The 24,757-nt window shown below is 36.1% G+C and carries 21 protein-coding genes and 1 pseudogene; 6 read left to right on the forward strand and 16 right to left on the reverse strand.

Annotated features, from left to right (window positions below; translation table 11 throughout):
* Positions 1-6: 6 nt before the first annotated feature.
* Positions 7-1,620, reverse strand: a complete 1,614-nt coding sequence (locus tag AC3WVZ_RS16650) for a long-chain fatty acid--CoA ligase (protein ID WP_048655775.1) — start codon at positions 1,618-1,620, stop codon at positions 7-9.
* Between the two features lie 168 nt (positions 1,621-1,788).
* Positions 1,789-2,577 carry a helix-turn-helix domain-containing protein gene (locus tag AC3WVZ_RS16655; protein WP_063220557.1) on the reverse strand — a complete coding sequence of 263 codons (789 nt, stop codon included), beginning with the start codon at positions 2,575-2,577 and terminating at the stop codon, positions 1,789-1,791.
* Between the two features lie 876 nt (positions 2,578-3,453).
* Here AC3WVZ_RS16655 and AC3WVZ_RS16660 point away from each other — a divergent pair.
* The 3 genes from AC3WVZ_RS16660 (at position 3,454) to AC3WVZ_RS16670 (ending at position 6,156) form a co-directional block, all read left to right on the forward strand.
* Positions 3,454-4,641 (forward strand): IS110 family RNA-guided transposase, encoded by a 1,188-nt coding sequence (locus AC3WVZ_RS16660; RefSeq protein ID WP_078187060.1) that lies wholly within the window; start codon positions 3,454-3,456, stop codon positions 4,639-4,641.
* A gap of 321 nt (positions 4,642-4,962) precedes the next feature.
* Positions 4,963-5,772, forward strand: coding sequence for a GNAT family N-acetyltransferase (locus AC3WVZ_RS16665; protein ID WP_000214341.1), 810 nt, complete (start codon positions 4,963-4,965; stop codon positions 5,770-5,772).
* 171 nt (positions 5,773-5,943) lie between these two features.
* Positions 5,944-6,156 (forward strand): CsbD family protein, encoded by a 213-nt coding sequence (locus AC3WVZ_RS16670; RefSeq protein WP_000160410.1) that lies wholly within the window; start codon positions 5,944-5,946, stop codon positions 6,154-6,156.
* Between the two features lie 23 nt (positions 6,157-6,179).
* Here AC3WVZ_RS16670 and AC3WVZ_RS16675 read toward each other — a convergent pair whose 3' ends face one another.
* The 3 genes from AC3WVZ_RS16675 to AC3WVZ_RS16685 are packed head-to-tail and all read right to left on the reverse strand — an operon-like array spanning position 6,180 to position 7,737.
* On the reverse strand, positions 6,180-6,428 hold the full coding sequence (locus tag AC3WVZ_RS16675; protein ID WP_000981066.1) for a DUF2164 domain-containing protein: 249 nt from the start codon (positions 6,426-6,428) through the stop codon (positions 6,180-6,182).
* Positions 6,429-6,447: 19 nt separating this feature from the next.
* Positions 6,448-6,900: a peptidoglycan recognition protein family protein gene (locus AC3WVZ_RS16680; protein WP_233935167.1), complete on the reverse strand. Its 453-nt coding sequence runs from the start codon at positions 6,898-6,900 to the stop codon at positions 6,448-6,450.
* 15 nt (positions 6,901-6,915) lie between these two features.
* Positions 6,916-7,737 (reverse strand): protein phosphatase 2C domain-containing protein, encoded by an 822-nt coding sequence (locus AC3WVZ_RS16685; RefSeq protein ID WP_069461620.1) that lies wholly within the window; start codon positions 7,735-7,737, stop codon positions 6,916-6,918.
* Positions 7,738-7,863: 126 nt separating this feature from the next.
* Between AC3WVZ_RS16685 and AC3WVZ_RS16690 the strand changes: the two genes are divergently transcribed.
* Positions 7,864-8,673 (forward strand): YitT family protein, encoded by an 810-nt coding sequence (locus AC3WVZ_RS16690; RefSeq protein WP_233935168.1) that lies wholly within the window; start codon positions 7,864-7,866, stop codon positions 8,671-8,673.
* A 19-nt stretch (positions 8,674-8,692) separates the two neighbouring features.
* Here the strand turns inward: AC3WVZ_RS16690 and AC3WVZ_RS16695 are convergent, their stop codons facing one another.
* The gene (locus AC3WVZ_RS16695; RefSeq protein WP_000800772.1) at positions 8,693-9,064 is read right to left on the reverse strand and encodes a VOC family protein; all 372 of its coding nucleotides are present in this window, start codon (positions 9,062-9,064) and stop codon (positions 8,693-8,695) included.
* 236 nt (positions 9,065-9,300) lie between these two features.
* Here AC3WVZ_RS16695 and AC3WVZ_RS16700 point away from each other — a divergent pair, with 236 nt between their 5' ends.
* Positions 9,301-10,833 carry a BA3702 family sensor histidine kinase gene (locus AC3WVZ_RS16700; protein WP_233935170.1) on the forward strand — a complete coding sequence of 511 codons (1,533 nt, stop codon included), beginning with the start codon at positions 9,301-9,303 and terminating at the stop codon, positions 10,831-10,833.
* A gap of 43 nt (positions 10,834-10,876) precedes the next feature.
* Here AC3WVZ_RS16700 and AC3WVZ_RS16705 read toward each other — a convergent pair whose 3' ends face one another.
* The 7 genes from AC3WVZ_RS16705 to AC3WVZ_RS16735 all read right to left on the reverse strand — a co-directional run bounded on the left by AC3WVZ_RS16705 (position 10,877) and on the right by AC3WVZ_RS16735 (position 19,007).
* A complete protein-coding gene (locus AC3WVZ_RS16705) occupies positions 10,877-11,485 on the reverse strand; it encodes an alpha/beta hydrolase (RefSeq protein ID WP_000975454.1) in 609 nt (202 codons plus the stop codon).
* 24 nt (positions 11,486-11,509) lie between these two features.
* Positions 11,510-12,448 carry a ring-cleaving dioxygenase gene (locus tag AC3WVZ_RS16710; protein WP_233935171.1) on the reverse strand — a complete coding sequence of 313 codons (939 nt, stop codon included), beginning with the start codon at positions 12,446-12,448 and terminating at the stop codon, positions 11,510-11,512.
* A 387-nt stretch (positions 12,449-12,835) separates the two neighbouring features.
* Positions 12,836-14,314 carry a sodium/proline symporter PutP gene (putP, locus tag AC3WVZ_RS16715; protein ID WP_233935172.1) on the reverse strand — a complete coding sequence of 493 codons (1,479 nt, stop codon included), beginning with the start codon at positions 14,312-14,314 and terminating at the stop codon, positions 12,836-12,838.
* A 298-nt stretch (positions 14,315-14,612) separates the two neighbouring features.
* Positions 14,613-15,101 carry a CcdC family protein gene (locus AC3WVZ_RS16720; RefSeq protein ID WP_001183921.1) on the reverse strand — a complete coding sequence of 163 codons (489 nt, stop codon included), beginning with the start codon at positions 15,099-15,101 and terminating at the stop codon, positions 14,613-14,615.
* A gap of 111 nt (positions 15,102-15,212) precedes the next feature.
* On the reverse strand, positions 15,213-16,787 hold the full coding sequence (locus AC3WVZ_RS16725; RefSeq protein WP_233935174.1) for an FMN-binding glutamate synthase family protein: 1,575 nt from the start codon (positions 16,785-16,787) through the stop codon (positions 15,213-15,215).
* Between the two features lie 67 nt (positions 16,788-16,854).
* Positions 16,855-17,982: an alkene reductase gene (locus tag AC3WVZ_RS16730; protein ID WP_063220560.1), complete on the reverse strand. Its 1,128-nt coding sequence runs from the start codon at positions 17,980-17,982 to the stop codon at positions 16,855-16,857.
* Positions 17,983-18,545: 563 nt separating this feature from the next.
* Positions 18,546-19,007: a CarD family transcriptional regulator gene (locus tag AC3WVZ_RS16735; RefSeq protein ID WP_233935175.1), complete on the reverse strand. Its 462-nt coding sequence runs from the start codon at positions 19,005-19,007 to the stop codon at positions 18,546-18,548.
* 325 nt (positions 19,008-19,332) lie between these two features.
* On the opposite strand from AC3WVZ_RS16735, the pseudogene AC3WVZ_RS16740 reads away from it, so the two are divergent.
* Positions 19,333-20,702, forward strand: a pseudogene (locus AC3WVZ_RS16740) (IS1182-like element ISBth7 family transposase); the annotation flags it as partial.
* Between the two features lie 161 nt (positions 20,703-20,863).
* On the opposite strand, the gene hutG reads toward AC3WVZ_RS16740, so the two are convergent.
* The 3 genes from hutG to hutU are packed head-to-tail and all read right to left on the reverse strand — an operon-like array spanning position 20,864 to position 24,756.
* Complete coding sequence (gene hutG / locus AC3WVZ_RS16745; protein ID WP_000399838.1) at positions 20,864-21,835, reverse strand: formimidoylglutamase; 972 nt, start codon at positions 21,833-21,835, stop codon at positions 20,864-20,866.
* A complete protein-coding gene (gene hutI, locus AC3WVZ_RS16750) occupies positions 21,814-23,085 on the reverse strand; it encodes an imidazolonepropionase (RefSeq protein WP_000887531.1) in 1,272 nt (423 codons plus the stop codon). Before hutI ends, hutG begins: the two co-directional genes overlap by 22 nt.
* Positions 23,086-23,097: 12 nt before the next feature.
* A complete protein-coding gene (hutU, locus tag AC3WVZ_RS16755; protein ID WP_000416944.1) occupies positions 23,098-24,756 on the reverse strand; it encodes a urocanate hydratase in 1,659 nt (552 codons plus the stop codon).
* Position 24,757: the final 1 nt, after the last annotated feature.

Consider the following 24,757-nt stretch of genomic DNA (forward strand, 5'->3'; position numbering starts at 1 on the left):
GTTCACTTATTTCTCTCTATGCAAATGCTCCAGTTCTTTCCGAAGCGCCTGTTTTAAAAACTTCCCAACAGATGTTTTCGGTATTTCTTCCATAAAGACAATATCGTCTGGCAACCACCACTTCGCAAACTGTGGTTTTAAAAACTCATATATTTCTTCTTTTGTAACCGTACTATTTTTCTTTTGAACAACGCAGGCAATTGGTCGCTCTTGCCACTGAGGGTGAGGAACTGCAACGACAGCCGCTTCAAATATAGCATCATGTGCCATTAAAGCATTTTCAAGGTCAACTGAGGAAATCCACTCGCCTCCGCTTTTAATAACATCTTTCGTACGGTCAACAATTTTCACGCATCCTTCCTCGTCAACTGTAACAACATCTCCTGTATATAACCAACCATCACGAAAACCTTCGACAGTACGCTCATCGTTATAATAGCTTTCAGCGATCCACGGCGCTCGTAAACATAGTTCTCCCATCTCCGTACCGTCCCACTTCACTTCACCATTTGTACCGACTACTTTCATCTCTACACCAGGTACAAGATACCCTTGCTTTGATCTAATTTCTAATTGCTCTTCATACGATAATTCTGTTTCATAACTTTTTAAACGTGCAAGTGTTACGAGTGGGCTCGTTTCGGTCATACCATATGCATGGATGAACGGAACATTGTGTTTTTGTTCAAATGCTTTAATAACACTTTTCGGTGCAGCTGCACCACCGCATAGTATTCTCGTCATACTAGATAAATCGTAACTATTATTTTCTAACTCTTGTAATACACCAAGCCAAATTGTCGGCACACCGGCAGCTAACGTCACTTTTTCAGATTGGATCATTTCTAATAAAATTTTTGGCGTAAACATCGGTCCTGGAAGAACTTGTTTTGACCCAAACCAAGTAGCAGCGAAAGGAAGTCCCCAAGCGTTCACATGGAACATCGGTACAATCGCCATTGCAGCATCACTTTCCGATAAAGCAGCTGTATCCGCTAAACCGAGTGCCATGCAATGCAGTACAGTACTACGATGCGTATATACAACACCTTTTGGATTTCCTGTAGTCGCTGACGTATAACACATACCAGCAGGTGTATTTTCATCAATATCTTTTACAAATTGGAAAGTTGGATCGCCTTCTTCTAATAGCTTTTCATAATGATATACAGGCTTCAGCGTAGTATTTGGGAGTTCATCTTTATCAGTCATAATAATGTAAGCTTGTACAGTTGATAATTGTGATTGAATATTTTCAACGAGTGGTACGAGATCTTCATCAATAAGTAAAATTCGATCTTCTGCATGCTGAATAATGTATGAAATATGTTGAGGAGATAAACGAATATTAATTGTGTGTAAAACGGAAGCAATACCAGGAATAGCAAAATACGCTTCCACATGCCGATGATGGTTCCATGCTAACGTTCCTACACGTTCACCTTCTTTAATTCCAAGCTTTTTCAACGCACTGGAAAGTCTTCTCGTTCTTTCCCCTAACTGCTTATACGTTAACGTTGTAACTGTATCATGTGTCCGTGAAACAATTTCTTTCTTCGAAAACAGTTTCTCTGCTCTTTCCATCATAGAACTAATTGTTAGCGGTACATTCATCATCATATTGGTTATGTCCCCCTTTAAAACGTTTTCATTTTTCGTTTATTATAGCAGACTTCTACAAATGATTACGACATTTTTCTGTATTTTCCGAATTATTTCTTTGGAAATAATTCAGAACGATAAAAAACATGTTTTGAATACATTGATTCGAAACATGTTTTTTATTTTTTATAAACTATCTACCTTTTTCCTTACTTTCTTTTTCAGTTTAAAAATAAAACGATTACTGTATTCCTTATTTTCTACTAAAATCCGATACGTCTCTAACACTCCTAACACACGTACAAAAAGATAAACTCCGATAGCAATAAGTACAACACAGTACGGATAATACTGCACTAATTCTCCTGAAGTGATATGCTTTTCCTCAAACAAAAACGGTATTGCGCCTGCGGCAATAAAACAAAATCCAACAATCACCACTGCGGCATACTTCTTCTTAATAATCGCATATCTGTTGGTCAATTCTTTTAGAAAGTTTTGATCAAATAGTAGTTCTTCCTTTTTCAATACATTGTATCGACTCTCTTCTATCGTTACAGGTGCCATCATTGCTCCGATCCCAAGCACTGCAATGATAATGACAAGAAACGTAGACATTGTTGCATTTTCTTTAAATAATAAGTACGGTATTGTAGATAAAATAAGCAAGCTAAATCCTAATGCAATATATTTAGAAATTTTTTGTCCATACACTATATACCCTTCTGCCATTTCCTTACTTACATAATAACCATTTTCCTTTTCGTTACTTTGCTCAGCAATTTCTTTTAATAAATAGTCAAGTGATACTTCAAATACATTTCCAATCATTATTAACTTTTCAGTTTCAGGAAAACCTTGACCGTTTTCCCATTTACTAACCGCTTGCCTTGTTGTGTTTAATTTCTCGGCTAACGCTTCTTGAGAAAGACCCTTTTCTTTTCTTAATTTAAAAAGCTTCTCACCAAATCCCATATGTGTGTCCCCCTTCGTTTTCTTAACTAAATTGTATGTAAACATTGCTCTTACCTCTATCTTCCTGCGGTTGCACTTTGTCAACTTACGGTTGCGATTGTGTTATATAGTGGTTTTGTATACGATTTAGCTATTATTCTTCTATGATTATGGCGTTAATAAACCACCCTCTCCTAATAACCAATTATAACAATTAAAGGTAATTATTGTTATAAAAAATCAAAAAACTCCTTTATTCATTTAAAGGAGTTTTAAATATGAAATATTCCAAGAGGAGCTGTTTTTTCTTCCTCCTACTACCTCACAATTTCTTCTATATATTTTTATGTGTCATATAACGAACTATGTACTGTATATGTTTTCATCTCTTTATCTGAGGCATACTCATATATATGTAAAATATTACTCTTATTAACTACCCTAATAAAACCACTACTCAATAATCATAACGGCTTCTGCTTAAACTTTTCATAATGTCGTACTTTTAATGAAAGGATATTTCCGCAGTCTGTACAAATATAAGCATCCACCGGTGAAGATGTGAACATCGTTTCCTTTTTCCGTATTTGTGCATATCCGACAAACTCACCTTCTTGTATGTTTAAGTTAGGTTTTTAGGAAAGGGATTTACCTATAAACCCAAGGGTATTTTAACTATTGTAAGATACTCTTACTTGTAGATAGAGTGTTGCCGTTCACCTCCCTGAATCGTTGTATTCGTCTTGGAGACTGGTACCTCTATCTAATAAGTAGTTTACGAATGAGTTGGATGTTGCTGACCGTTGGTCATTCTTCGTATCTCTAACAAGGCAGTAACGCTTATTAGATTAGAGGATGTACAACTATCTTATAGCTATAAAATAAGGAGTGAACCTCATGTACTATGTCGGAATTGATATTGCCAAATTTAAACACTATGCTTCCATCATTGATCAAACAGGAAAAGCACTAACTAGACCCATTTCGTTTCAAAATCATACGGATGGTGGAAATAAACTTTTAGCCTGGATACATCAATACGTGGATAACCCTACCGATGTATTAATTGGAATGGAGGCAACCGGACACTATTGGCTAGCCCTCTATTCGTTTCTTTTAGAAAAAGGGTTTTCAGTCATTGTATTAAATCCTCTTCAAACCAATGCTTGGAGAAAGGGAACAGAAATTCGAAAGCGTAAAACAGATTCCATTGATGCAACCTTAATTGCAGACGTAATTCGCTTTGGAAGATTTACAGAAACCGCTTTAGCTGATGAAACAATGCTGGCATTAAAACAACTAAGTCGTTTCAGATATTCGCTTGTACATAGCGTGAGTGATTTAAAACGAAAAGCCATTGTGGTATTAGATCAAACATTTCCGGAATACCATACGGTATTCTCTGATATTTTTGGAAAAACATCCTCCGAAATTTTAATGGAATATACCACTCCCAGCGATTTTGAAAATGTCTCAATTGAACAACTAACTGAACTTATGGAAAAAGCTAGTCGGAAAAGAATTGGCGAAAATAAGGCGAAACAACTCCTACAAATCGCGTCCCAGTCCTTTGGTGTAAGATTTTGTAAAGATGCTTTTTCATTTCAATTAAAAATGTTACTCGAACAAATCAAATTTATTGAAGAGCAAATTAAGCATTGTGAACACCAGATGGGAGAGTATTTAGTTGAACTGGACACCCCTATCACAACCATACCTGGGATTGGCCCCATTTTAGGTGCCACAATTCTAAGTGAAATTGGTAATATTCATCGTTTTGATAAACCAGCTAAGCTTGTTGCCTATGCAGGAATTGATGCTTCCATTTCACAATCTGGGCAATATGAAGCATCAAAAGGTAGCATGTCTAAACGTGGCTCTTCACACTTACGACGTGCCTTATTTCAAGCTGCCATATCCGCCTATCGATGTGACCCAGTGTTACAAGCGTTTTATAAAAAAAAGAAAGCACAAGGAAAGCATTATTATGTTTGTATTGGCGCAGTAGCTAGGAAATTGTGTTACATTATTTATGCCATTTTAAAAAGTAATAAACCATATGAAATTCCACCACATATAGAATAAGTTATATACCACTCTCTATTTTTTCAGCCTTTCGATAAAGGCTTATTTCCTATGCTTTTTAAATTGAATACCCATATTTTCACTTTAATTTACAGTTGACTTTTCATAGTTGGTCTCCTATGTTTTGAGAACCACAATTAGAGCATGTCTGCACGGTTTTTTGTTTCATGAGAGCACCACCTTTAATCTGTTTCCACTCCCTTCGACAGCTCACTTCCATTTCCCTTCCAAAAAACCTCTTATTCTCTCACATTTCAACAGGAATCTCAAAACAAAAATCGTATATGTACTATGAAATATATTTATTAACGGAGGAATTTTATGACTACTGTTATGACACTCGATATAGCAACAGAAATTGAAAATGCAGAAATTGATATGCTCTCTTCTAGATTAGAGAGACTACAAACAATAAGCGGAAACCCAATGCAAGTGCAAATGAAAAAATTCGGTAGCGCCACTGCCTTTTCATCAAAAATAATTGCTGGTCCAGCTTTTAATACGGTAAAAGGTATTACAAATGCAGATGCGATTGATGCAATCATTTCTTATTATGAATCACTACAAATCCCTTGTCGTTTTGAAATTACCCCAGCACAAGGTACAACTGAATTATTTCAATACTTATCTCAAAAAGGGTTTTATCAATCTAGCTTCCATACTGCTTTGTATAGTATACCGAGAGAGGGTTCATCACTTCTTCCTTCTAATATTACAATACGAAAACTAAAAGAAAATGAGTTTGATATTTTTGCAGACATTTATGTACGTGGATTTAATATGCCATCCTTTACAAAAGATAGCGTGCGCCAAAATAATGAAATTCTTTACAATGAACCAGGGTGGCATTTTTTCATAGCTGAAGTTCAAAATATCCCTGCTGGTATTGGTGTCCTGTATATAAATAAGGGTGTCGCATCATTAGCTGCTTCTGCTACTTTGCCAGAATTTCAGCGTAAAGGCTGTCATACTGCATTAATTCAAAAACGAATTAAGAAAGCTATTGAATCCAATTGTACTTTAATAGTTGGACAAGCAAGGTTCGGTAGCGGCAGTCAAAATAACATGGAACGTGCTCACATGAAAATCGCTTATACAAAATCAATATGGACCGCAAAAGACATATTATAATTTACTTTATTTCTCCTCCCGTTACATTTTTAAACATTTTATGACAATTCCTTTTCTATCCTATTAATCATTTGAATATTCAAACTAGATTTGTTACGCTATTACTAGATACATCATTCAACTTGCAATATGAAAAGAGAATTCTAATCAAACTACAAGGAGGAGAAATGTATGACTAAACATGATCATGGTTTAAAAGAAAAAGTAGAAGGTGCCATTGATAAGGTAAAAGGTGAAGTAAAAGAAGTTGTTGGGAAAGTAACTGACAATAAGAAATTACAAGCTGAAGGAAAATGGGATAAGGTGAAAGGCACTGCTAAAGATACAGTTGGTAATGTGAAAGAAAAAGTACATGAATATAAGGAACATAAGAAAGAAAAATAAAAAAGAGCCCATCGGCTCTTTTTTTATTTCCCTTCATTTTTCTCTAACACGTATAAATCTTCTTCCATATTCGTTAATTTCTCACTTACAAGCTTTCTTGCATCTCCAATTGCTTGATTGTATGCAAATGGTCCAACTAATTTAATCATTTCTTCTATTAAACGCTCTGCTTGGAAACGCCCAATTTCATCTAGATCTTCTTCCATGAAAAATTGCTGAATTTGCGCTACAAGCTCTTCTTTTTTATCATTTGGTATTTTTATATTCATCATCGTTGTTACTCCTCTATATTTAAGATAATATCTTCCTTAACTCTACCATAGAAAAACGATTACCAGGACAGCTTTTTGTAACTCCTTCTAACTCCCTATGACCTAGTATATTTTCTTTCTTTACAGCAAATTGCTTCATAAACATTTTGCATAAAGAATATAATGCATTCACTTGCGGGGGAGTGGGATCATATTTATCGAAATTTCCCGTCATACATATTCCAATTGTATGACGGTTATGGTCTTTCGCGTGCGCTCCAATATGTAAACCTCGCCCTTCCACTACAGTTCCATCCTTTTCGATAAAATAGTTGTAACCAATTCCGCTCCACCCCCTTACAGTTTGATGAAATTCATGCGTTTTATACACGTCCCATCCATCTTCAGCTGTATGGTGAATAATCAGTTTGTTTACTTTTTCTAAAGGAACTAATTCATCTTGAAATGTTAGATTGACACGTTTAATTTCCATTTGAACTGCCTCCTCTTAAAAATCAATCATAATAATCGTTTTATCATCTGGCCTTATTCTCTTTTCCGCTTCTAGCTCTTCAATAATTGCTATATATTCGTTTATACTATTCTTTCTTATATATGCAACAGTTTGTTCTAATGACCAATCTGGGTGAAATAACCCGTCTGAACAAATAAAAATCCCACTCACTTCATCTGTATGTAATTCACCATGTTGTAAATAATGTATCGCTTCTTTCATTCCATTTGCAACTGAATAACCATTTGGCATATTTGCAAGATAACGATTGTATTTTAACTGTTCTCGAACATCTTGAAAAACATATTCTTCTGGTACAGATAACCCTTTTTTACGATCTTCTTCCCTCTTCTTTTTTGCTCTTTTACTAATTCCTTCAACTGTGTCTTTCGTTAATACTTGCATCGTTCCATTTTGAAAAGTTGCGACAATCATACAGTCCCCAAGCTGCGCATATTCAATTTTCTCACCAACTATTTGGACTGCCGCGATACATGTGCACCACAAATGCTCTTTTTTTCTCGTGTCTACTTCATATTCTAACATTTTGCTTTGCAATGCTTCATTTGCTTTGGCAACTGCAAATTGTAAACTATGATTCTCTCGTAATACAGTAAAATAACTTGCAAATAAATGCGAAGCGATGTATGCTCCATTATGTCCCTTTTCATCACGAAACGGGACAAGTGGTGTTGCACCGTCACATACACCATAAATCTTTTTTTCTTTATTACAAAAATAAGAATCCTCACATTCTTGCTTCAACGGGCTTTTCTGTTGATATGTTTTTATCTTCACAACTGTATCCCCTTTCAAATGATAAAATACTCAAATTCTTTTGATTAATCTAATTTACCTAAATAAACTGTTTTTACCCAAAACTTTCAATATCATATATAATCTTGAAATAATATGAATTTTTCAGTGAAGGACGGGAAAGAAATGGTCAGATTCCTTGGTGTTATTATCGGTTCTATTATTATTGCGGTTGCCTTTAATCTTTTCCTTATCCCCCACAAAATTTTAAGTAGTGGAATTGGCGGAATTGCTATTATTTTAGGGATTGTAACCCCTGTAAACACAGGCATTATTAACTTTGTATTAAACTTACCTATCCTTATTTTAGGGTACATAGGTCTTGGGAAAAAAGTAATTTTTAACACAGTTGTCTCTGTAGTTGTATTATCTGTTGCATTATACTACGTTCCAGTAAAAGTCGTAGCAACAGATCCATTGTTATCTTCTATCTTCGGAGGTGTAATCGCCGGAGCTGGTATTGGTCTTGTTTTTAACTGTAATGGATCCACTGGTGGATTTGATATTATCGGTATGCTTTTATCCCGCAAGCGAGACATTAAACTTGGCGGATTCCTTATTATTTTAAATGCAGTCGTTGTAATAATCGCAGGATTCTTCTTCACCTGGGATGTTGCACTTACAAGCTTACTTTCAATTTATGTAACTGGTAAAGTAATTGATGCTGTTCATACAAAACATCGTAAAGTTACACTTATGTTTGTAACAAATGAAGCAGAAAAAATGAAAAAACAACTTCTTTCAACTGTTGTACGTGGAATAACGTTACTTGATGGCGAAGGTGCTTATTCAAGCGAGAAAAAGCGTGTACTTATGACCGTCGTTTCTCGTGAAGAATTAGCAAGTATGAAACTAACAATTTCTGAAATCGACCCGAATGCATTCGTTAATATTACAGAAACTGTAGAAGTGTTAGGACTTTTCAGAAGAAGTTAAAGACTAGGTGGGAATCCACCTAGTCTTTATTTTGCATAAATTCAATTCGGTTTCCAAATGGATCTGACACGTAAAATCGAATTACATCTGGCCGTGCATAATCATCAATCACTTTAACACCTTGCTCTATAAGTGTTTGCTTAAATTCATTAATTTCATTCACATAAAAAGCTGGATGAGCCTTTTTAGCTGGTGTAAAGTTCCGCTCGACACCAATATGGATTTCTTGATTTCCGCATTTAAACCAACATCCACCTCGTTTTTTCAACTCTTCTGGCTTTGGAATTTCTTCCATACCAATCGTATTCCCATAAAAATCACGCGCCTCTTCTTCACACCCTACAGGTGCAGCTACTTGCACGTGATCAATCCCTTGAATATAATTTTTCATTTTCTCTCCCCCTCCTCTACCCTAATGTTATACGGAAAACAACCGTCTGTAACTTACAAAAGGTTTATAAAACAATATAAGCTCCCCTTATTACCATCCTGCATTCACCTTGCAAAAAATAAAAAAAACAAAATTTATTCTATAACTTCCATTTTTTATAGAAATACACATTACATCTATATTATAGTTATGAATAGACAAATCTTTTTAGATGCTATTTGTACGGAGGAACTATTATGAGTCGTAAAAAATATTCACCAACTCAAAACAAACGTCATCCGAACATTTCTAGACGTTTGCGAAACCATATACAAGATCGTTCATTAACAGAAATGTACGCATCTCTGTTCGAACACAATCCTGATAGTATTATTTCATTAAATTTAGAAGGAGTTATTCTACATATAAATCCTTCTGCCGAAAGAATATTAGGTTACACTTCTTTAGAATTAGAACAGAAAAATATTACCTCTATTTTAGAAGCCCATATTTCTGAGCAAGTATTACAAAATATAAAGAATACTGAAGCGGATAATCAACAAGAGTATATCTTATCTATTTATCATAAAAATGGATTCTTATTAGATGTTGTGACAAAACTAGTTCCTATTTTTGTTCAAAATCGTCTTACTGGCGTATATGCTATTATGAAGCCGCTTGAAAAATCAGAAAGAATTGAGAATATGCTAAAAGAAAGTGAGAAGAGATTACGTACATTAGTAAACTCCATGCCTGCGTTTGTTATTTTTAAAGATCATGAAGGGCGCTGGCTTGAGGCAAATGATTACGCACTTTCTTGCTTCAATTTCCATCATGTACCTTACCACGGGAAAAAAGATAGCGAACTCATTCAATATAATGAAGCATACCGAGAAGCTTTTTTACATTGTGAAGAAATCGATGAACTAGCATGGCAACAAAGACAAATTCTTCATGGCGAGGAATTTATTATACATAGAGATGATTTCGATCTAATCTTAAGTATATCAAAAGTTCCGCTTTATCATCCTGATGGTTCTCGCAAAGGTCTTATCGTGATGGGGAGAGATGTTACTGAGCTAAAAGAAACTGAAAAGTTACTACGAAAATCAGAGAAGCTGTCAGTAGTCGGACAACTGACAGCTGGAATTGCCCATGAAATTCGAAATCCACTCACTTCTCTAAAAGGTTTTCTAACGTTGCTCCTCCCTGAAATAAGTGAGGAGCAGAAATGGTATATCGATGTTATGTTAAGTGAGATTTCACAAATGGAATCCATCACGAGTCAATTTATGGCGATGTCTAAGCCACAAGTATTATCTATCCAAACTTGTAACATACAAACTTTAATTGAAGAGGTAGTTACATTTATTTTACCGACTGCAATTATGCATAGCGTTCATATCATCATGGATCATTTTGATTACGTATATGATATTCAATGTGACGGTAACCAATTAAAACAAGTTTTTATAAACATATTAAAAAATGCGATAGAAGCAATGCCAAATGGCGGAAATATTTTCATCCAAACAAAACCATTAGAGGATAATTTCATCTTAATACGAATTATCGATGAAGGTTGCGGCATTCCTGAAGATCGTATCTCCCGTCTAGGCGAACCTTTTTATAGTTTAAAAGAAAAAGGCACAGGACTAGGATTAATGATGTGTTACAAAATAATTGAAGAACATCATGGTAGATTACACATTTCAAGCGAATTAAATAAAGGTACGATTGTTGATATTGAGCTACCACTTTCTTCATCTCATCTTGCAATCCAGTCTTAAATAAAAAAGAAGCATCTGCTAATCGTTAGCAGATGCTTCTTTTTTAAAATGCTTTGTCATACCACTCTTTTGCTTTTTCTACTTCACCCATCGTTAATTGATGCCCTCGATTTTCCCAATGCATTGTTACATTCGCATTTGCATTTTCTAATAGTACCTTCAATTCCTCTGACTCTGCTGATGAACAAATTGGGTCATTTGTCCCAGCAGCAATAAACACAGATTTCCCTGCTAAATTTGCTAATTGAATTCCTCTTCTTGGTACCATTGGGTGATGAAGCACAGCACCTTTCAATGCATTTTCGTAATGGAATAATAAGCTTGCTGCGATATTTGCCCCATTCGAATAACCGATAGCTACAATGTTATTTCTATCGAATTTATATTCTTTAGCCGCTTCATCTAAAAATTCATTTAATTCCTTCGTACGGAAAATTAAATCCTCTTCATCAAAAATGCCCTCTGCTAATCGGCGGAAGAAACGCGGCATCCCATTCTCTAACACATTTCCCCTAACGCTTAATACCGACGCTTCCGGATCAATTATTTCTGCAAGTGGTAGTAAATCTAATTCATTACCACCTGTGCCATGAAGTAATAACAACACTGGTTTTGACGTATCTTTTCCTTTTTGAAAAACATGTTTCATCATAATCCTGTTCCCCCTCCAATCACTTTAATCTAAATTTCTCACTTCAAATGGTAAAAGCGTTTGTTCAATCTGTTTTCTATGTTGTTCATATTGTTCCGGTAACTTTAATTCCTCACCCATCGTCTCTAACGATTCATCATGAGCGAAACCAGGAGGATCTGTTGCAATTTCAAATAAGATTTCACCATGTTCTCTAAAATAAATCGCGTTAAAATAATTTCGATCTTGTACAGGAGTTACGTGATATCCAAAACGCGACACATACTCTTTCCAGTCTAGCTGATCAGCATCATCACTCGCTCTCCAGGCAATATGATGAACTGTGCCAACGCCCATTTGGCCACGACCGATTGTTGATAATTTCAAATCAATAATATTTCCAATGTCAGCAGAAGAACGGAATCGAACAAATTCGCCCTCTTCTCCAATTTTTTCAAGACCCATAATATGTTCTAACAATTCAGCTGTTTTTTGAGGCTGTGCAGATAAAAGAACAGCACCTCCAAACCCTTTAATTGCTACTTCTGGTGTAACTTCTCCAAAACTCCAATTGTTTAATTCGCCTGCTTCTCTTTCAACTAATTCTATATGCAAACCATGCGGATCATCAAATTCTAAATACTGCTCTCCAAAACGAGTCATTTTTGTATACGAAACATCGAATTTTTCTAATCTATTTTCCCAAAACCCCATTGTACCTTTTGGTACAACGTAAGACGTAATTCCTACTTGACCGTCCCCAATAATACCTTGACGAGCACCTGCCCATGGGAAAAACGTAATAATTGTTCCAGGCTTTCCTCCTTCATTTCCAAAATAAAGATGGTACGTACCTGGATCATCAAAATTCACTGTTTGTTTCACTAAACGTAACCCTAATACACCAGCATAAAAGTCTACATTTTCTTGTGGATGCCCTACAATCGCTGTAATGTGATGGATTCCCATTGTTTTCTTTTCCATTTCTTCCACTCCTTTTTTATTTCATTATAAAAATTCTTTTACATTTAAATTCATTATTCATTTTGTCCATGCTACAAAGTAAAATTCATTATTCATTTTGTCCATGCTACAAAGTAAAATCCGTTATAATAATTTTATCTCGAATTCGAGATATTAATTACAAAATTACACATTAGCGTCTAACTTATCGGGATTATCTCGATTTCAAGATAGTTTCCAAAAAACATTTACTCACTCTAAAATCATAATAAAACTTGATTTAGAATATCATTTATCTCAACCTCAATACTTATTATAAGTTACTTACTTTTCTTTGTCAATAAGTTACTTATTTCATTTAAAAAGAAAAGAGAGTAAACGTTATTCACCGTCTACTCTCTTTTCAAATCATTTCGTTTCTTCTTCCAGTACTGCTTCCATCTCATTAAATTCACGATGAACTGCCTTAACGGGTTCTTTCGTTAATAAACTTACAACGATAACAGTTAATAAACTACAGAAGAATCCAGGTACCATTTCATACATAATTGCTTTTAAACTTGGAATTTGTACCCATGCTATAACAACTACTGCACCGACAATCATACCAGCAAGAACGCCCCATTTGTTCGTTCTCTTCCAATATAAACTTAATAAAATAGCGGGTCCAAATGCTGATCCAAATCCTGCCCAAGCATATCCAACAAGCGTTAAAATTGTATCACTCGGATGATACGCTAAAACAACTGCAATCATCGCTACAACTAATACTGACAGCCTACCGATAAATACAAGTTCTTTATCACTTGCATTACGACGGAAAAATGTTTTATAGAAATCTTCCGTTACTGCACTTGAAATAACAAGTAATTGTGAGGAAATACTACTCATAATCGAAGCCAAAATAGCTGATAATAAAAATCCTGTAATATACGGATGGAATAAAATATTTGAGAATGTTACAAAGACCATTTCTGGGTCTTGTAATGTCGCATTATTTTTAGCATAATAGGCGATACCAATTAGACCAGTAAGCATTGCACCTATAATTGAAATCGTCATCCAACCGATACCGATTCTACGAGAAGTTTTTAAATCTTTAATAGAGGTAATTGCCATAAAGCGGACAATAATATGTGGTTGACCAAAATATCCAAGGCCCCCTGCTAAAAAGGAAATAATCCCTAATACTGTAGTCCCTTTAAACATATCCAAATGCGATGCATCGACTTGCTTAATCGTATTAAATGTTTCTGTTACACCACCGACATCCGTAAAAGCAACAATTGGCACTAATACAAGCGCAATAAACATAATACAACCTTGCACAAAGTCCGTCCAACTTACGGCTAGAAAGCCACCGAATAGTGTATACGCAACAACGACACCCACTGTTACAAATAAACCAATTTTATAATCAAGGTTAAAAGAATTTTCAAACAAACGTCCACCTGAAACTAAACCAGCCGACGCATAAAATGTGAAAAATACTAAAATGACGATAGAGGAGACAAAACGAAGTATTTTCGTACGATCTTTAAACCGATTCTCTAAAAAGTCTGGAATCGTAATTGAATCATTTGCCACTTCTGTATACGTTCGTAAACGCGGGGCAATGATTAAATAGTTTGCATACGCACCTATTAATAAACCTATCGCAATCCATACACTTGATAATCCTGTTGCATACATCGCACCAGGTAATCCCATTAGCATCCAACCACTCATGTCAGAAGCACCAGCTGATAAAGCTGTAACTGCTGGACCGAGTCCCCTCCCGCCTAACATATAATCTGATAAATCGGATGTCTTCTTATAAGACCAATATCCGATATACAACATACCTGCCATATAAATAGCAAGCGATACCATAATTTCAATCTTCACCAAATCTCTCCCTTAGTCCATAAGCCATTCAAAATTTCGAAAAATGACTTTTTCTATTTTCTTGTTTTCGCTTATGGTTCCCTACCTTAACAAACATTTTTTGTTCTTTCAAGTGAACGAGCACTTTTTATTACATGTGAAAACCTTTATAAACGCCTTTATCCCAGTGGATTACAATGATTTTTTAAGGAATTAAAGTAATAATATTCAGAAAATTAAACGGTGTTTTTTCACACCTTATTTTCATTCGTTTACCCGATAAATTTTAAAAGAAAAAAGCCATACAAATGTATGACTTTTAGCTTATTGACGTCTCAATTTTCTCTTTCTCTACATATACTTTACGAAATTTCATATAACATCCAATACGCCAAGGTACTATATAACAAACCGCAAGAGTGTAGAAAAGAATGCCGATTGACTTTGGATCTAGACCTTGTAAATGTCTTCTAAAATAAGCACGTAAAAGAACGATAACTAAAAATGTAGCAATAAAAGCGATACTTTTTTTTGCATAAATTTGACCATCTTCTCTGACTTCATACCCACTTAAAATAATAAGTGGAATTGACAATAGCAGTCCGATCCCAGCAGCTATACAAATTTGCCAACCAGCAAGTTGTATCGGTGCTGCGTATAAAGAAAAACCTGGTAATAAGAAAAATAATGGCAATAGTAGTCGTCTTCCTTTATTATTAATTGGTCGATTCATAGAGCGCATGCGTCTAAATATAACGAGCCCTATGACGAGTAAAAAAATTGTAATACTGTAAGAACCTTGTTGCAAGTGAATCTCTCCCTAAAAATAGTCATTTTTAAAAATACTTCCCTATTATAATCCTAATTTTTCCAAAAATATGATTATTCCTTAAAAAAATCTTACATATCAAATATACTTTTAGGTTTGATTTACTATAGGAAACAATTCCGAAAGAGGAACTACTCTCCCCACCTCGTCTTTAAACACAATATGCTCTCTAGTTAAATGGCGCGGGCTCTTCACTCCCGCCGCTGCCGCTAATGAAAATAAACTATATCTCATACTAATAATATAATTCATGACTCGCCACTTCTTCTCATACGGATCTAACGCTTTTTGATAATGCGGATTCGTCGTGGCTACACCAGATGGACATTGGCCAGAATTACATTGAAGGGCCATAATACAGCCGCTTGCCATCATAAATCCGCGGGCTGAACTTACAGCATCCGCCCCAATCGCTAAAGCAATCGCTACTTTATCTGGTGTGATTAATTTACCCGATGCAAATACTTTAAACTTGTTACGAACACCATAATGGTTTGCTGTATCAATAAATGTAAGTAATGCTGGAATAAGCGGCAGTCCCATACAATCTGCCATCGATTTATACGTTGCCCCTGACCCGCCTTCTGAACCGTCTATTGTAATAAAATCTGGATAAATGTTTAGTTCTTTCATTGTTTTTATTAAATCTTTCAAAGGCTTCTGCTGACCAATTACAATTTTCATTCCAACTGGTTTACCGCCGCTTTCTTGCAACTGTTGAATAAAATAAAGTGTATCCGCTGCATTCTTTAAAAATGAAAATCGATTCGGTGAATTAATCGTCTCTCCCTTTCGGACGTTGCGAACAAACGCAATTTTCTCATTTACTTTTTGCCCCTCTAAATGACCACCACGTATTTTAGCACCTTGCCCAAATTTCAATTCGAATGCTCTAATATTACTTTCTTTCACTTTCTCCATGAATTTTCCCATTGAAAAATTACCGTCTTCATCACGGTATCCAAATAACCCTGGACCAATTTGCGCAACGATATTCGCTCCTGTATGTAAATGTTCTGGAATAACGCCACCTTCACCCGTATTAATCCACGACCCGCCTGCCATTTTTGCTCCAAGACCACTCGCTAAAATATAATTTTCTCCAATCGCACCATAAGAAGTCGCAGATGCACCAAACATGCCATGTAGCTTCCACGGATATTTACGGTTCTCACCGACTATAATTGCATCATCTTCTTCGTACAGCCAAAGATTCGTTGTATCCGCTGTCAATTTTTCTCTTCTTGAAAATAACCCTTCTTTATGAATCACGTACTTTTTACCTTCTCGCTCTTGCGTGAGATTCACACTTAATTCCTCCGTTAATATCGGAAATAATGTATTAGCAATATAATATCCAGAAGCTTCAAAATCTCGTTTTGATCCAAAACCAAGTATTTCAGAGCGATATTTCGCTAAAAACATAACACTTTGAAAATCATAACGTGAGAAAGGCTTTCCATCCGTATCATGATCAAACCAATATTGTCGAAATTCAGGCCCTATCTTTTCCAGTAAGTAGCGCATTCTTCCTAAGTACGGATGTAATTTTAAAATAGAATGATGTGTTCGTTTTTTTATAAAAAATGTAATGATAAAAAAGACGATTAAAAGCAACATTAAAAATAGTAATATACTAATAATAACGAGTAGCGTTTCACTCATCCCGCTTCCCCCTATGAAATTCCATAATAAAAAGAGAACACTAGATGTGTTCTCCTTTTATCTTTATTCATACTAACGTAACAAGATGCTCTTTCGCGTCATATTCAACTAAACTTTCAGCGTGTTTAATTCGATGAACAAAGTCTGGATTAGCAATTAACGGTCTTCCGAATGCCGCTACATCAATCGTTCCTTCTTGCAACGCTTCTTCGGCCTCTTTCGGATTTAAATTACCAACCCCAACAATCGTACCATCCCAATATTTTCTTACTAGTTGATGAAAATTCTTTCCGTCAGCAATCTCTTGGGTATAATTCATCGTTGAAGGATGGATCATCGTTAATCCAACCTCTTTAAACATATTTATGAACGTTTCAATTGCAAACTCAGGGTTTTCCCACATATAAGTAGGATTATCACCTTTGAAAGCAGAGAAACGAAGAAGTGTTTTATTAGCTCCAACAGCTTCTATTACAGCTGCCGTTACTTCTTTCATAAACGTTAACCTTTGTTTTAAATCACCGCCATATTTATCTGTTCGCTTATTCGCAAACTCATACGTAAATTGATCGATTAAATATCCGTGTGCACCGTGAATTTCTACTCCATCAAATCCAGCTTCGATCGCATTTTTCGCAGCTTGTGCGTATTGATCGATCACTTCTTGTATTTCTTCTAACGTCATTGCTTCTGGCATATCAAACGGTTTACGAAAGCGTGGAACATTTCCCTCTGCAGCGATAGCCGACGGCGCTTGTGGCATTTGACCACCAATTATTTCATGATGACTCATACGCCCAACATGCCATATTTGAGCAATAATCGTCCCGCCTTCTTTATGTACTGCCTCTGTAACAGGTTTCCAAGAATCGATTTGTTCTTGTGTATAAATACCTGGTACTCCTGGGTTTCCTTTTGCTCTCGGACTAATGACAATTCCTTCTGTAATAATTAGTCCAATTCCATCCGCAGCACGTTTTCTGTAGTACTCCACTACATCCGCACCAACTACTCCAGTCTCATTATCTGCAAAGCATCTTGTCATCGGTGCCATCGCTATACGATTACGAAGAGACCAAGCTCCAACTTGAATTGGATCAAACAACTTTGTTTCTTCAACGTTTCCAAAAAATCCCCCAGCATTTACATTTGTTCCTTCATAAATACTCGCTGCTTTATTACTTGAACTTGTCATTTTTCTTCCCCCTAAAAAATCTTACTATAATCGCATCATACTTACTTTTAGATAGTAACGTCAATTTTTACGACTTTAAAATAAAAAAATCGAATATTCAAAAAAACAAAACGCTATAAATAATATTAAAAAGGTTTCCTTAGGAGGAAACCTTTTTTGTTGACCATATATGGCTGTCAATTCGTTTATCTCTTTAATAAAAAAGCACCTTATCAATAGAAGTGAAAATGGTTCAGTATTCTTCTAAAAATAATAACTTATATACCTAAAACAATGAAAGCCCTACCTCTCTTTCATCCTTACGGCTCCTCGTCCGTGCCAGTGTGAATCAGGATTGCAAAAATCAAGTAACTATTTTATCGAAGTATTCAATTAAACTTCGAACATTCATAAATGAAATTAAAAAATAAAAATGGATTTGATTGTAGTAATAACAATAGAGGTAATGCTCTAAAAGTGGTTTGAAAGAGTTGAATGTCTTTGAAATGATAAATTTTCTATAATTATGTTCCCAAAAAATTCAAGATCTTTTTTGGGATATAATACATTATTTGTAATGAACCTTAACAAAAGCTTTTTATCTGATTTTCTGTGATACCTTCAATTAATCCCAGTTCACTAATCAAAAATTCATATGCGTTATCTAACATCTTCTTTTCGCTTGCATTAAGTGCTTTTTCTTTCTGTATACGCATTAAATCACGCACAACTTCAGCACCTTCTTGCATTTTACCCGTCTTTATTTTATCAGTGTTCAATTTATACCTTTGTTTCCACGTAAGTAATCTATCTGATTCCCCATGTTGAAAAATATCCATTATGTGTGCTAATGCGGTTATATCCGTAACTGGACGTATATTCGAATTCAATATTCTCTCTGCTGGAATCATTAGTTCCATATTACTAGCTGACATTTTTATAACATAATACTGTTGTTTTTCTCCTGAGATTTCCTTCTCTTCTATGGCTTTAATTATACCTGCTCCCTGCATTGGATAAACAATGTTATCGCCAATTTGAAACAAATAATCCACCTCCATATATGGTAACCTTCTCAAGCTTAACATACTTTTAGTTTTTTAGCAAAATTTTTATTTTATCATAAAATTATTTTACACGTCAACACTTCAGAAGCAAGAAATTAAATTTACACAATAAACTATAAAAATCGCAATTCCATTAACGGTTCCACACACATTCATTCTCTTTTAATACAAAAACACATCACTACATTTAAGTAGTGATGTGTTTTCAGGCTGTGGAGAAAGTCTTCTCCACAGCCTGTTTTTGTGTCTGAACCTCTTTTTATGTGTCAACACTGATAAAAAAGAGGAAAAGGAGAGATTTTTTATGATGGGTGCTTTAAAAAATCATCGTGATGAGCGTGTATCTGTTTCTGTAGAAGAGTTGGTTCCACAAGATCATTTCCTTCGTGCAATTGAAGCGACAATTAGTTTTGATTTTATTGAAGAGAAGTTACGCCCTTATTACTGTGAAAACAATGGACGCCCGTCCATTCATCCTATTGTTTTATTTAAGATGATGTTTATTGGATATTTTTACGGTATTCGTTCTGAGCGTCAATTGGAAAAGGAAATTAAAACGAATATTGCCTACCGTTGGTTTTTAGGGTTTTCTCTATCGGATACTATTCCGGATCACTCTACAATCAGTTGGAATCGTCGTACTCGTTTTATTCATACAAATATTTTCGAAGAAATTTTTGATGAGATTGTGAGACAAGCGACGGAGCACCGGATGGTAGGAGGACGTGCACTGATGACAGATTCTACACATATTAAGGCCAATGCCAATAAAAATAAATTTGTACATAAATATAAAAAAGAAAAAGCAAAGTTTTATATAGACGAGCTAGAAGCTGCGGTAATCGAAGATCGTGAGGTACATGGAAAAAAGAATTAAAACCTAGAAAGGAAAGTGATACCCCTACCAAAAAAACTCGTATAAGTACAACGGATCCAGATAGTGGATTTTTAATGAGAGATGGAAAACCAAATGGTTTTCATTTCTTGGATCATCGTACGACTGATGCGAAGTACAATATTATTACAGATACCTATGTAACGGCTGGAAATATGGCAGATTCCGAGCCGTATTTAGCACGCCTCCAAGCTCAGATTGATAAATTCGACTTCAAAGTAGAAGCTGTTGCCCTTGATGCTGGCTATTTTACAGGATATATCTGTAAGAAACTATCAGAACGGAATATATTTATGGTGATGGGGTATCGCCGATTTGGAAAACGGAATAAAGAAGTACCGAAAAGCCAATTTAAATATGTAGAAGAAATGAATGTTTTCGCTTGTCCGATGGGATGTATTCTAGAATATGTAACAACTGATCGTGAAGGATACCGTCAATACAAATCGAATCCAGAAGACTGCGCTGTTTGTCCGTTACGTGAGGTGTGCTTTTCAAAGAAACAAAAACAAAAAGTTATCACTCATCATGTGTGGGAGAAATATAAGGATATTGCTAGAAAAAACAAGCTAACAGCTACAGGGAAAAGGTTGTATAAAGTACGCTGTTCCACTATAGAGCGAAGCTTTGCAGACGCCAAAGAACTACATGGCTACCGCTATGCCCGGTTTCGAGGGCTGAAGTCTGTCCAAATGCAAGCTTATCTCACCGCAGCTTGTCAAAACATGAAAAAAATAGCCCTCCACCTGACCAAAAAGGGTCAGGTGGAGGGCTATTTTTTAAAATTCTATTATTTTATGTTGTTTTTATTCGCTAAAATCAAAAAAGATTCCAGAGTGTTGGGAACCCTAAAGGGTTTCCCAACACTCTGAAAACACATCACTACATTTAAGTAGTGATGTGTTTTTGTTAAGGCATAAATAAAGATCTACTTTTCCGTCTATATACTAACTTGCTTACTAACCGTTTCCCTCGCTAAAAGAAAACTCATAATCACTTGCGCTGCTACTCTACTCGTCATATCTCTGAAATCAAGAGTTGGATCAATCTCTACTATATCCATCCCTTGAACGAGCGGTTCTTTACCAAGGAATTCAATCGCATCTAGTAAAGTCGTACTATCCATTCCACCAGGCCCAATTGCTGGACAACCTGGTGCAAACGCTTGGTCTAGCACATCCATATCAAGAGAAATATAAATAGAAGTCACACCTTGATTTCTTAATAATTCAATACTTTCCGTGATAATATCTTTTATTTCTCGCTCTCGTACGTCTTTCATTGTATACACTGTTACACCATGCTCTATTGCATATTCATGGTACGCACGTGCATTAGAAAAATTACGAATTCCAATTTGAACAAGTTGTTTCCCTGTAATGACATCATTTTCTAGTAAACTACGGAATGGTGTACCATTTGACGGGCCTCCATCATCTAAATTACGTAAATCATGATGAGCATCAAATTGAATAATCCCGACCTTTCCTTTACTGTTTGCAAAGCCTGTTATACTCGGAAAACTAATCGAGTGGTCACCACCAAGAACGATTGGTATCATGTTCGGATTTACTTTCGTTACATGACCAACTGTTTTCGCAATTCGGTTATGACTTTCTTTTATATCCGTCACATGCATCGTAATATCGCCGCAATCATATAAGACACTTTCTTTCATATCGTGTTCTTCTGTAATTGCATATGTGCTGTATGCATCTAACATCGCACGAATTGTCTTTGGAGCAAAACTCGCTCCTGAATGACTAATAGATGGTTTAGAAAGGGGTGCTCCAATTAAGGCAGCACCGAATATTTCTACACCTTCCTCCCAATCTTTAATCATCTCACTCCATTTTGTCACTTCACGATCAATAAACTTTGCGTTTTTCTTTAAATAGTGGCCGTGCTCCACGATTGTTCACCTCTTGTATATGCAATATTACCATTCTTCCATACTGTATTCACATGACTTACGCCGTAATGATACGGTACGTAAGCATAATTGTAAGCATCCCATAAAACTAAATCTGCCTTACGACCAACTCTAATTTTCCCAGCTACATCACCACGGTTAATGGCATATGATGAGTTAACCGTTACGGCATTCCAAACTTCTTCTGGTGTCATTTTCAGTTTTAGCATCGCAATGCTCATAATAAGCTGAATATTTTCAGTTGGACAGCTACCTGGGTTAAAGTCTGTAGCTAACGCAACTGCAACACCTTCATCAATCATTTTACGACCACGAGCAAAGCTTTCTTTATTTAAATAGAAAGTTGTTCCTGGTAATAATGTTGCTACTGTATTCGAGTTTGCAAGCATTTCAATCCCTTTATCAGAAGCGCCAACTAGATGGTCTGCTGATGCTGCACCGATTTCTGCCGCTGCTTCCGCACCACCAAGAGGGTCGATTTCATCTGCATGAATTTTCACATCAAAGCCAAGCTCTTTCGCTTTTAATAAAAATTCTTTTGATTCTTCTACTGAGAACACACCTGTTTCACAGAAAATATCAACGAATTCCGCCAATTGTTTCTCTTTCATTTCTGGTAATAGGTCTAACATCCATTGTAAAAATTCTTTCGATCTACCTTTATATTCTTTCGGAACTGCATGAGCACCTAAAAATGTGGAAACTAAATCGATTGAATGCTCTTTTTGTAATTGTGCAGTTGCCTCTAATTGTTTCCATTCCGTCTCATCATCTAATCCGTAACCACTCTTCGCTTCTACAGTTGTAACGCCGAAAGATAGCATACGGTCTAAATGGAATTTCGCTTTTTGAACAAGTTCTTCTTTCGACGCCTGTTTCGTTGCATTTACAGTTGAAAGAATACCTCCGCCTTGTTCTAAAATTTCTAAGTACGGAACTCCTTGTAATTTTAGCGCAATTTCATTTTCACGAGATCCACCAAATACAAGATGGGTATGCGGATCAACAAGACCAGGAGAAACCATTTTCCCCCCGCAATCAATAACTTCTTTCGCTTGTAATCCTTTCGCTTCTTCCGCTGTTCCAACGAAAGTGATTACACCATTTTCAATTCCAACCGCACCGTTTTCGATAACAGGAAGCGTGTTCATCGCTTCTCGTCTTAACAAGCCATCTTCTTGATCCATTGTTAGTAATTGACCGATATTTATTAGTAAAGTGTCCAGCATGTTTTCTCCTCCTTATTTCATCATTGGAATGTTAACGCCTTTTTCTTTCGCAGTTTCCACAGCTAAGTCATATCCAGCATCCACGTGACGAACAACACCCATACCAGGGTCAGAAGTTAATACGCGCTCAATACGTTTTGCTGCTGCTTCTGTTCCATCTGCAACAATAACCATTCCAGCGTGAAGTGAATAACCCATACCAACGCCACCACCGTGGTGAACAGATACCCAGCTCGCACCGTTTACACTATTAATTAATGCATTTAAAATTGGCCAGTCAGCTACTGCATCACTACCGTCTTTCATCGCTTCTGTTTCACGGTTTGGAGATGCTACTGATCCGCAATCTAAATGGTCACGACCAATAACAATCGGTGCTGATAATTCACCATTTGCAACCATTTCATTAATGATGCGACCAAATTTCGCACGCTCACCGTAACCTAACCAACAAATACGTGATGGAAGTCCTTGGAACTCAACTTGTTGACGTGCCATACGAATCCAGTTACATAAATGTTCATTATCAGCGAACTCACGTAAAATTACTTCGTCTGTTTTATAAATATCTTCTGGATCACCAGAAAGTGCTACCCAGCGGAATGGCCCTTTTCCTTCACAGAATAATGGACGAATAAATGCTGGAACGAATCCTGGGAAATCGAAAGCATTTTTCAAACCTTCATCGAAAGCAACTTGGCGAATGTTATTTCCATAATCAAATGTAATTGCACCTTTTTCTTGCATCGCAAGCATCGCTTCCACATGTTTTGTCATACTTTCTTTTGATAATTGTACGTAACGTTCTGGATCTTTTTCACGAAGTTTCGCTGCTTCTTCTAATGTGTAACCTACTGGAATATAACCGTTTAATGGATCATGAGCAGATGTTTGATCTGTAACTAAATCTGGCGTAATATCACGCTTCACTAGTTCTGGTAAAATCTCTGCCGCATTTCCTAGCAAGCCAATTGAAATTGGTTCTTTCTTCTCTTTATACTCGTTCGCAACAGTTAATGCTTCTTCTAATGATTCTGTATACATGTCACAATATCTCTTTTCAATACGACGATCGATGCTACGCTTATCAACATCAATAGCAATGACAACACCGCCGTTCATCGTTACAGCAAGAGGTTGTGCACCACCCATACCACCTAAACCAGCAGTAAGTGTTAATGTACCTTTTAATGAACCGTCGAAATGTTGACGAGCTGCTTCACCAAATGTTTCATATGTTCCTTGTAGAATCCCTTGTGTTCCAATGTAAATCCAGCTACCAGCTGTCATTTGTCCGTACATCATAAGACCTTTTTTCTCTAGTTCTCGGAAGTGATCCCAGTTTGCCCATTTTGGTACTAAGTTTGAGTTCGCTAACAGAACGCGAGGTGCATCTTCATGTGATTTAAAAATGGCAACTGGTTTTCCTGATTGAACAAGTAACGTTTCATCGCTTTCTAACGTTTTTAATGAATCTACAATCGCCTGATAGCTTTCCCAGTTACGAGCTGCACGGCCAATTCCGCCATACACAACTAATTCTTCTGGTTTTTCAGCAACTTCCGGATCTAAATTGTTCATTAGCATACGAAGTGCAGCTTCTTGCACCCACCCTTTCGTTTGTAACTCTGTACCTCTTGGCGCGCGAATTGTTTGTTGTACTTTTTCCATT

The organism is Bacillus sp. CPT56D-587-MTF, from assembly GCF_058792335.1.

Excerpts from the sequence above, each read along its gene's own strand:
- AC3WVZ_RS16650 (WP_048655775.1), bottom strand. The coding sequence starts at position 1,620 with ATGATGATGAATGTACCGCTAACAATTAGTTCTATGATGGAAAGAGCA.
- AC3WVZ_RS16655 (WP_063220557.1), bottom strand. The coding sequence starts at position 2,577 with ATGGGATTTGGTGAGAAGCTTTTTAAATTAAGAAAAGAAAAGGGTCTT.
- AC3WVZ_RS16660 (WP_078187060.1), top strand. The coding sequence starts at position 3,454 with ATGTACTATGTCGGAATTGATATTGCCAAATTTAAACACTATGCTTCC.
- AC3WVZ_RS16665 (WP_000214341.1), top strand. The coding sequence starts at position 4,963 with ATGACTACTGTTATGACACTCGATATAGCAACAGAAATTGAAAATGCA.
- AC3WVZ_RS16670 (WP_000160410.1), top strand. The coding sequence starts at position 5,944 with ATGACTAAACATGATCATGGTTTAAAAGAAAAAGTAGAAGGTGCCATT.
- AC3WVZ_RS16675 (WP_000981066.1), bottom strand. The coding sequence starts at position 6,428 with ATGATGAATATAAAAATACCAAATGATAAAAAAGAAGAGCTTGTAGCG.
- AC3WVZ_RS16680 (WP_233935167.1), bottom strand. The coding sequence starts at position 6,900 with ATGGAAATTAAACGTGTCAATCTAACATTTCAAGATGAATTAGTTCCT.
- AC3WVZ_RS16690 (WP_233935168.1), top strand. The coding sequence starts at position 7,864 with ATGGTCAGATTCCTTGGTGTTATTATCGGTTCTATTATTATTGCGGTT.
- AC3WVZ_RS16695 (WP_000800772.1), bottom strand. The coding sequence starts at position 9,064 with ATGAAAAATTATATTCAAGGGATTGATCACGTGCAAGTAGCTGCACCT.
- AC3WVZ_RS16700 (WP_233935170.1), top strand. The coding sequence starts at position 9,301 with ATGAGTCGTAAAAAATATTCACCAACTCAAAACAAACGTCATCCGAAC.
- AC3WVZ_RS16705 (WP_000975454.1), bottom strand. The coding sequence starts at position 11,485 with ATGATGAAACATGTTTTTCAAAAAGGAAAAGATACGTCAAAACCAGTG.
- AC3WVZ_RS16710 (WP_233935171.1), bottom strand. The coding sequence starts at position 12,448 with ATGGAAAAGAAAACAATGGGAATCCATCACATTACAGCGATTGTAGGG.
- AC3WVZ_RS16725 (WP_233935174.1), bottom strand. The coding sequence starts at position 16,787 with ATGAGTGAAACGCTACTCGTTATTATTAGTATATTACTATTTTTAATG.
- AC3WVZ_RS16730 (WP_063220560.1), bottom strand. The coding sequence starts at position 17,982 with ATGACAAGTTCAAGTAATAAAGCAGCGAGTATTTATGAAGGAACAAAT.
- hutI (WP_000887531.1), bottom strand. The coding sequence starts at position 23,085 with ATGCTGGACACTTTACTAATAAATATCGGTCAATTACTAACAATGGAT.
- hutU (WP_000416944.1), bottom strand. The coding sequence starts at position 24,756 with ATGGAAAAAGTACAACAAACAATTCGCGCGCCAAGAGGTACAGAGTTA.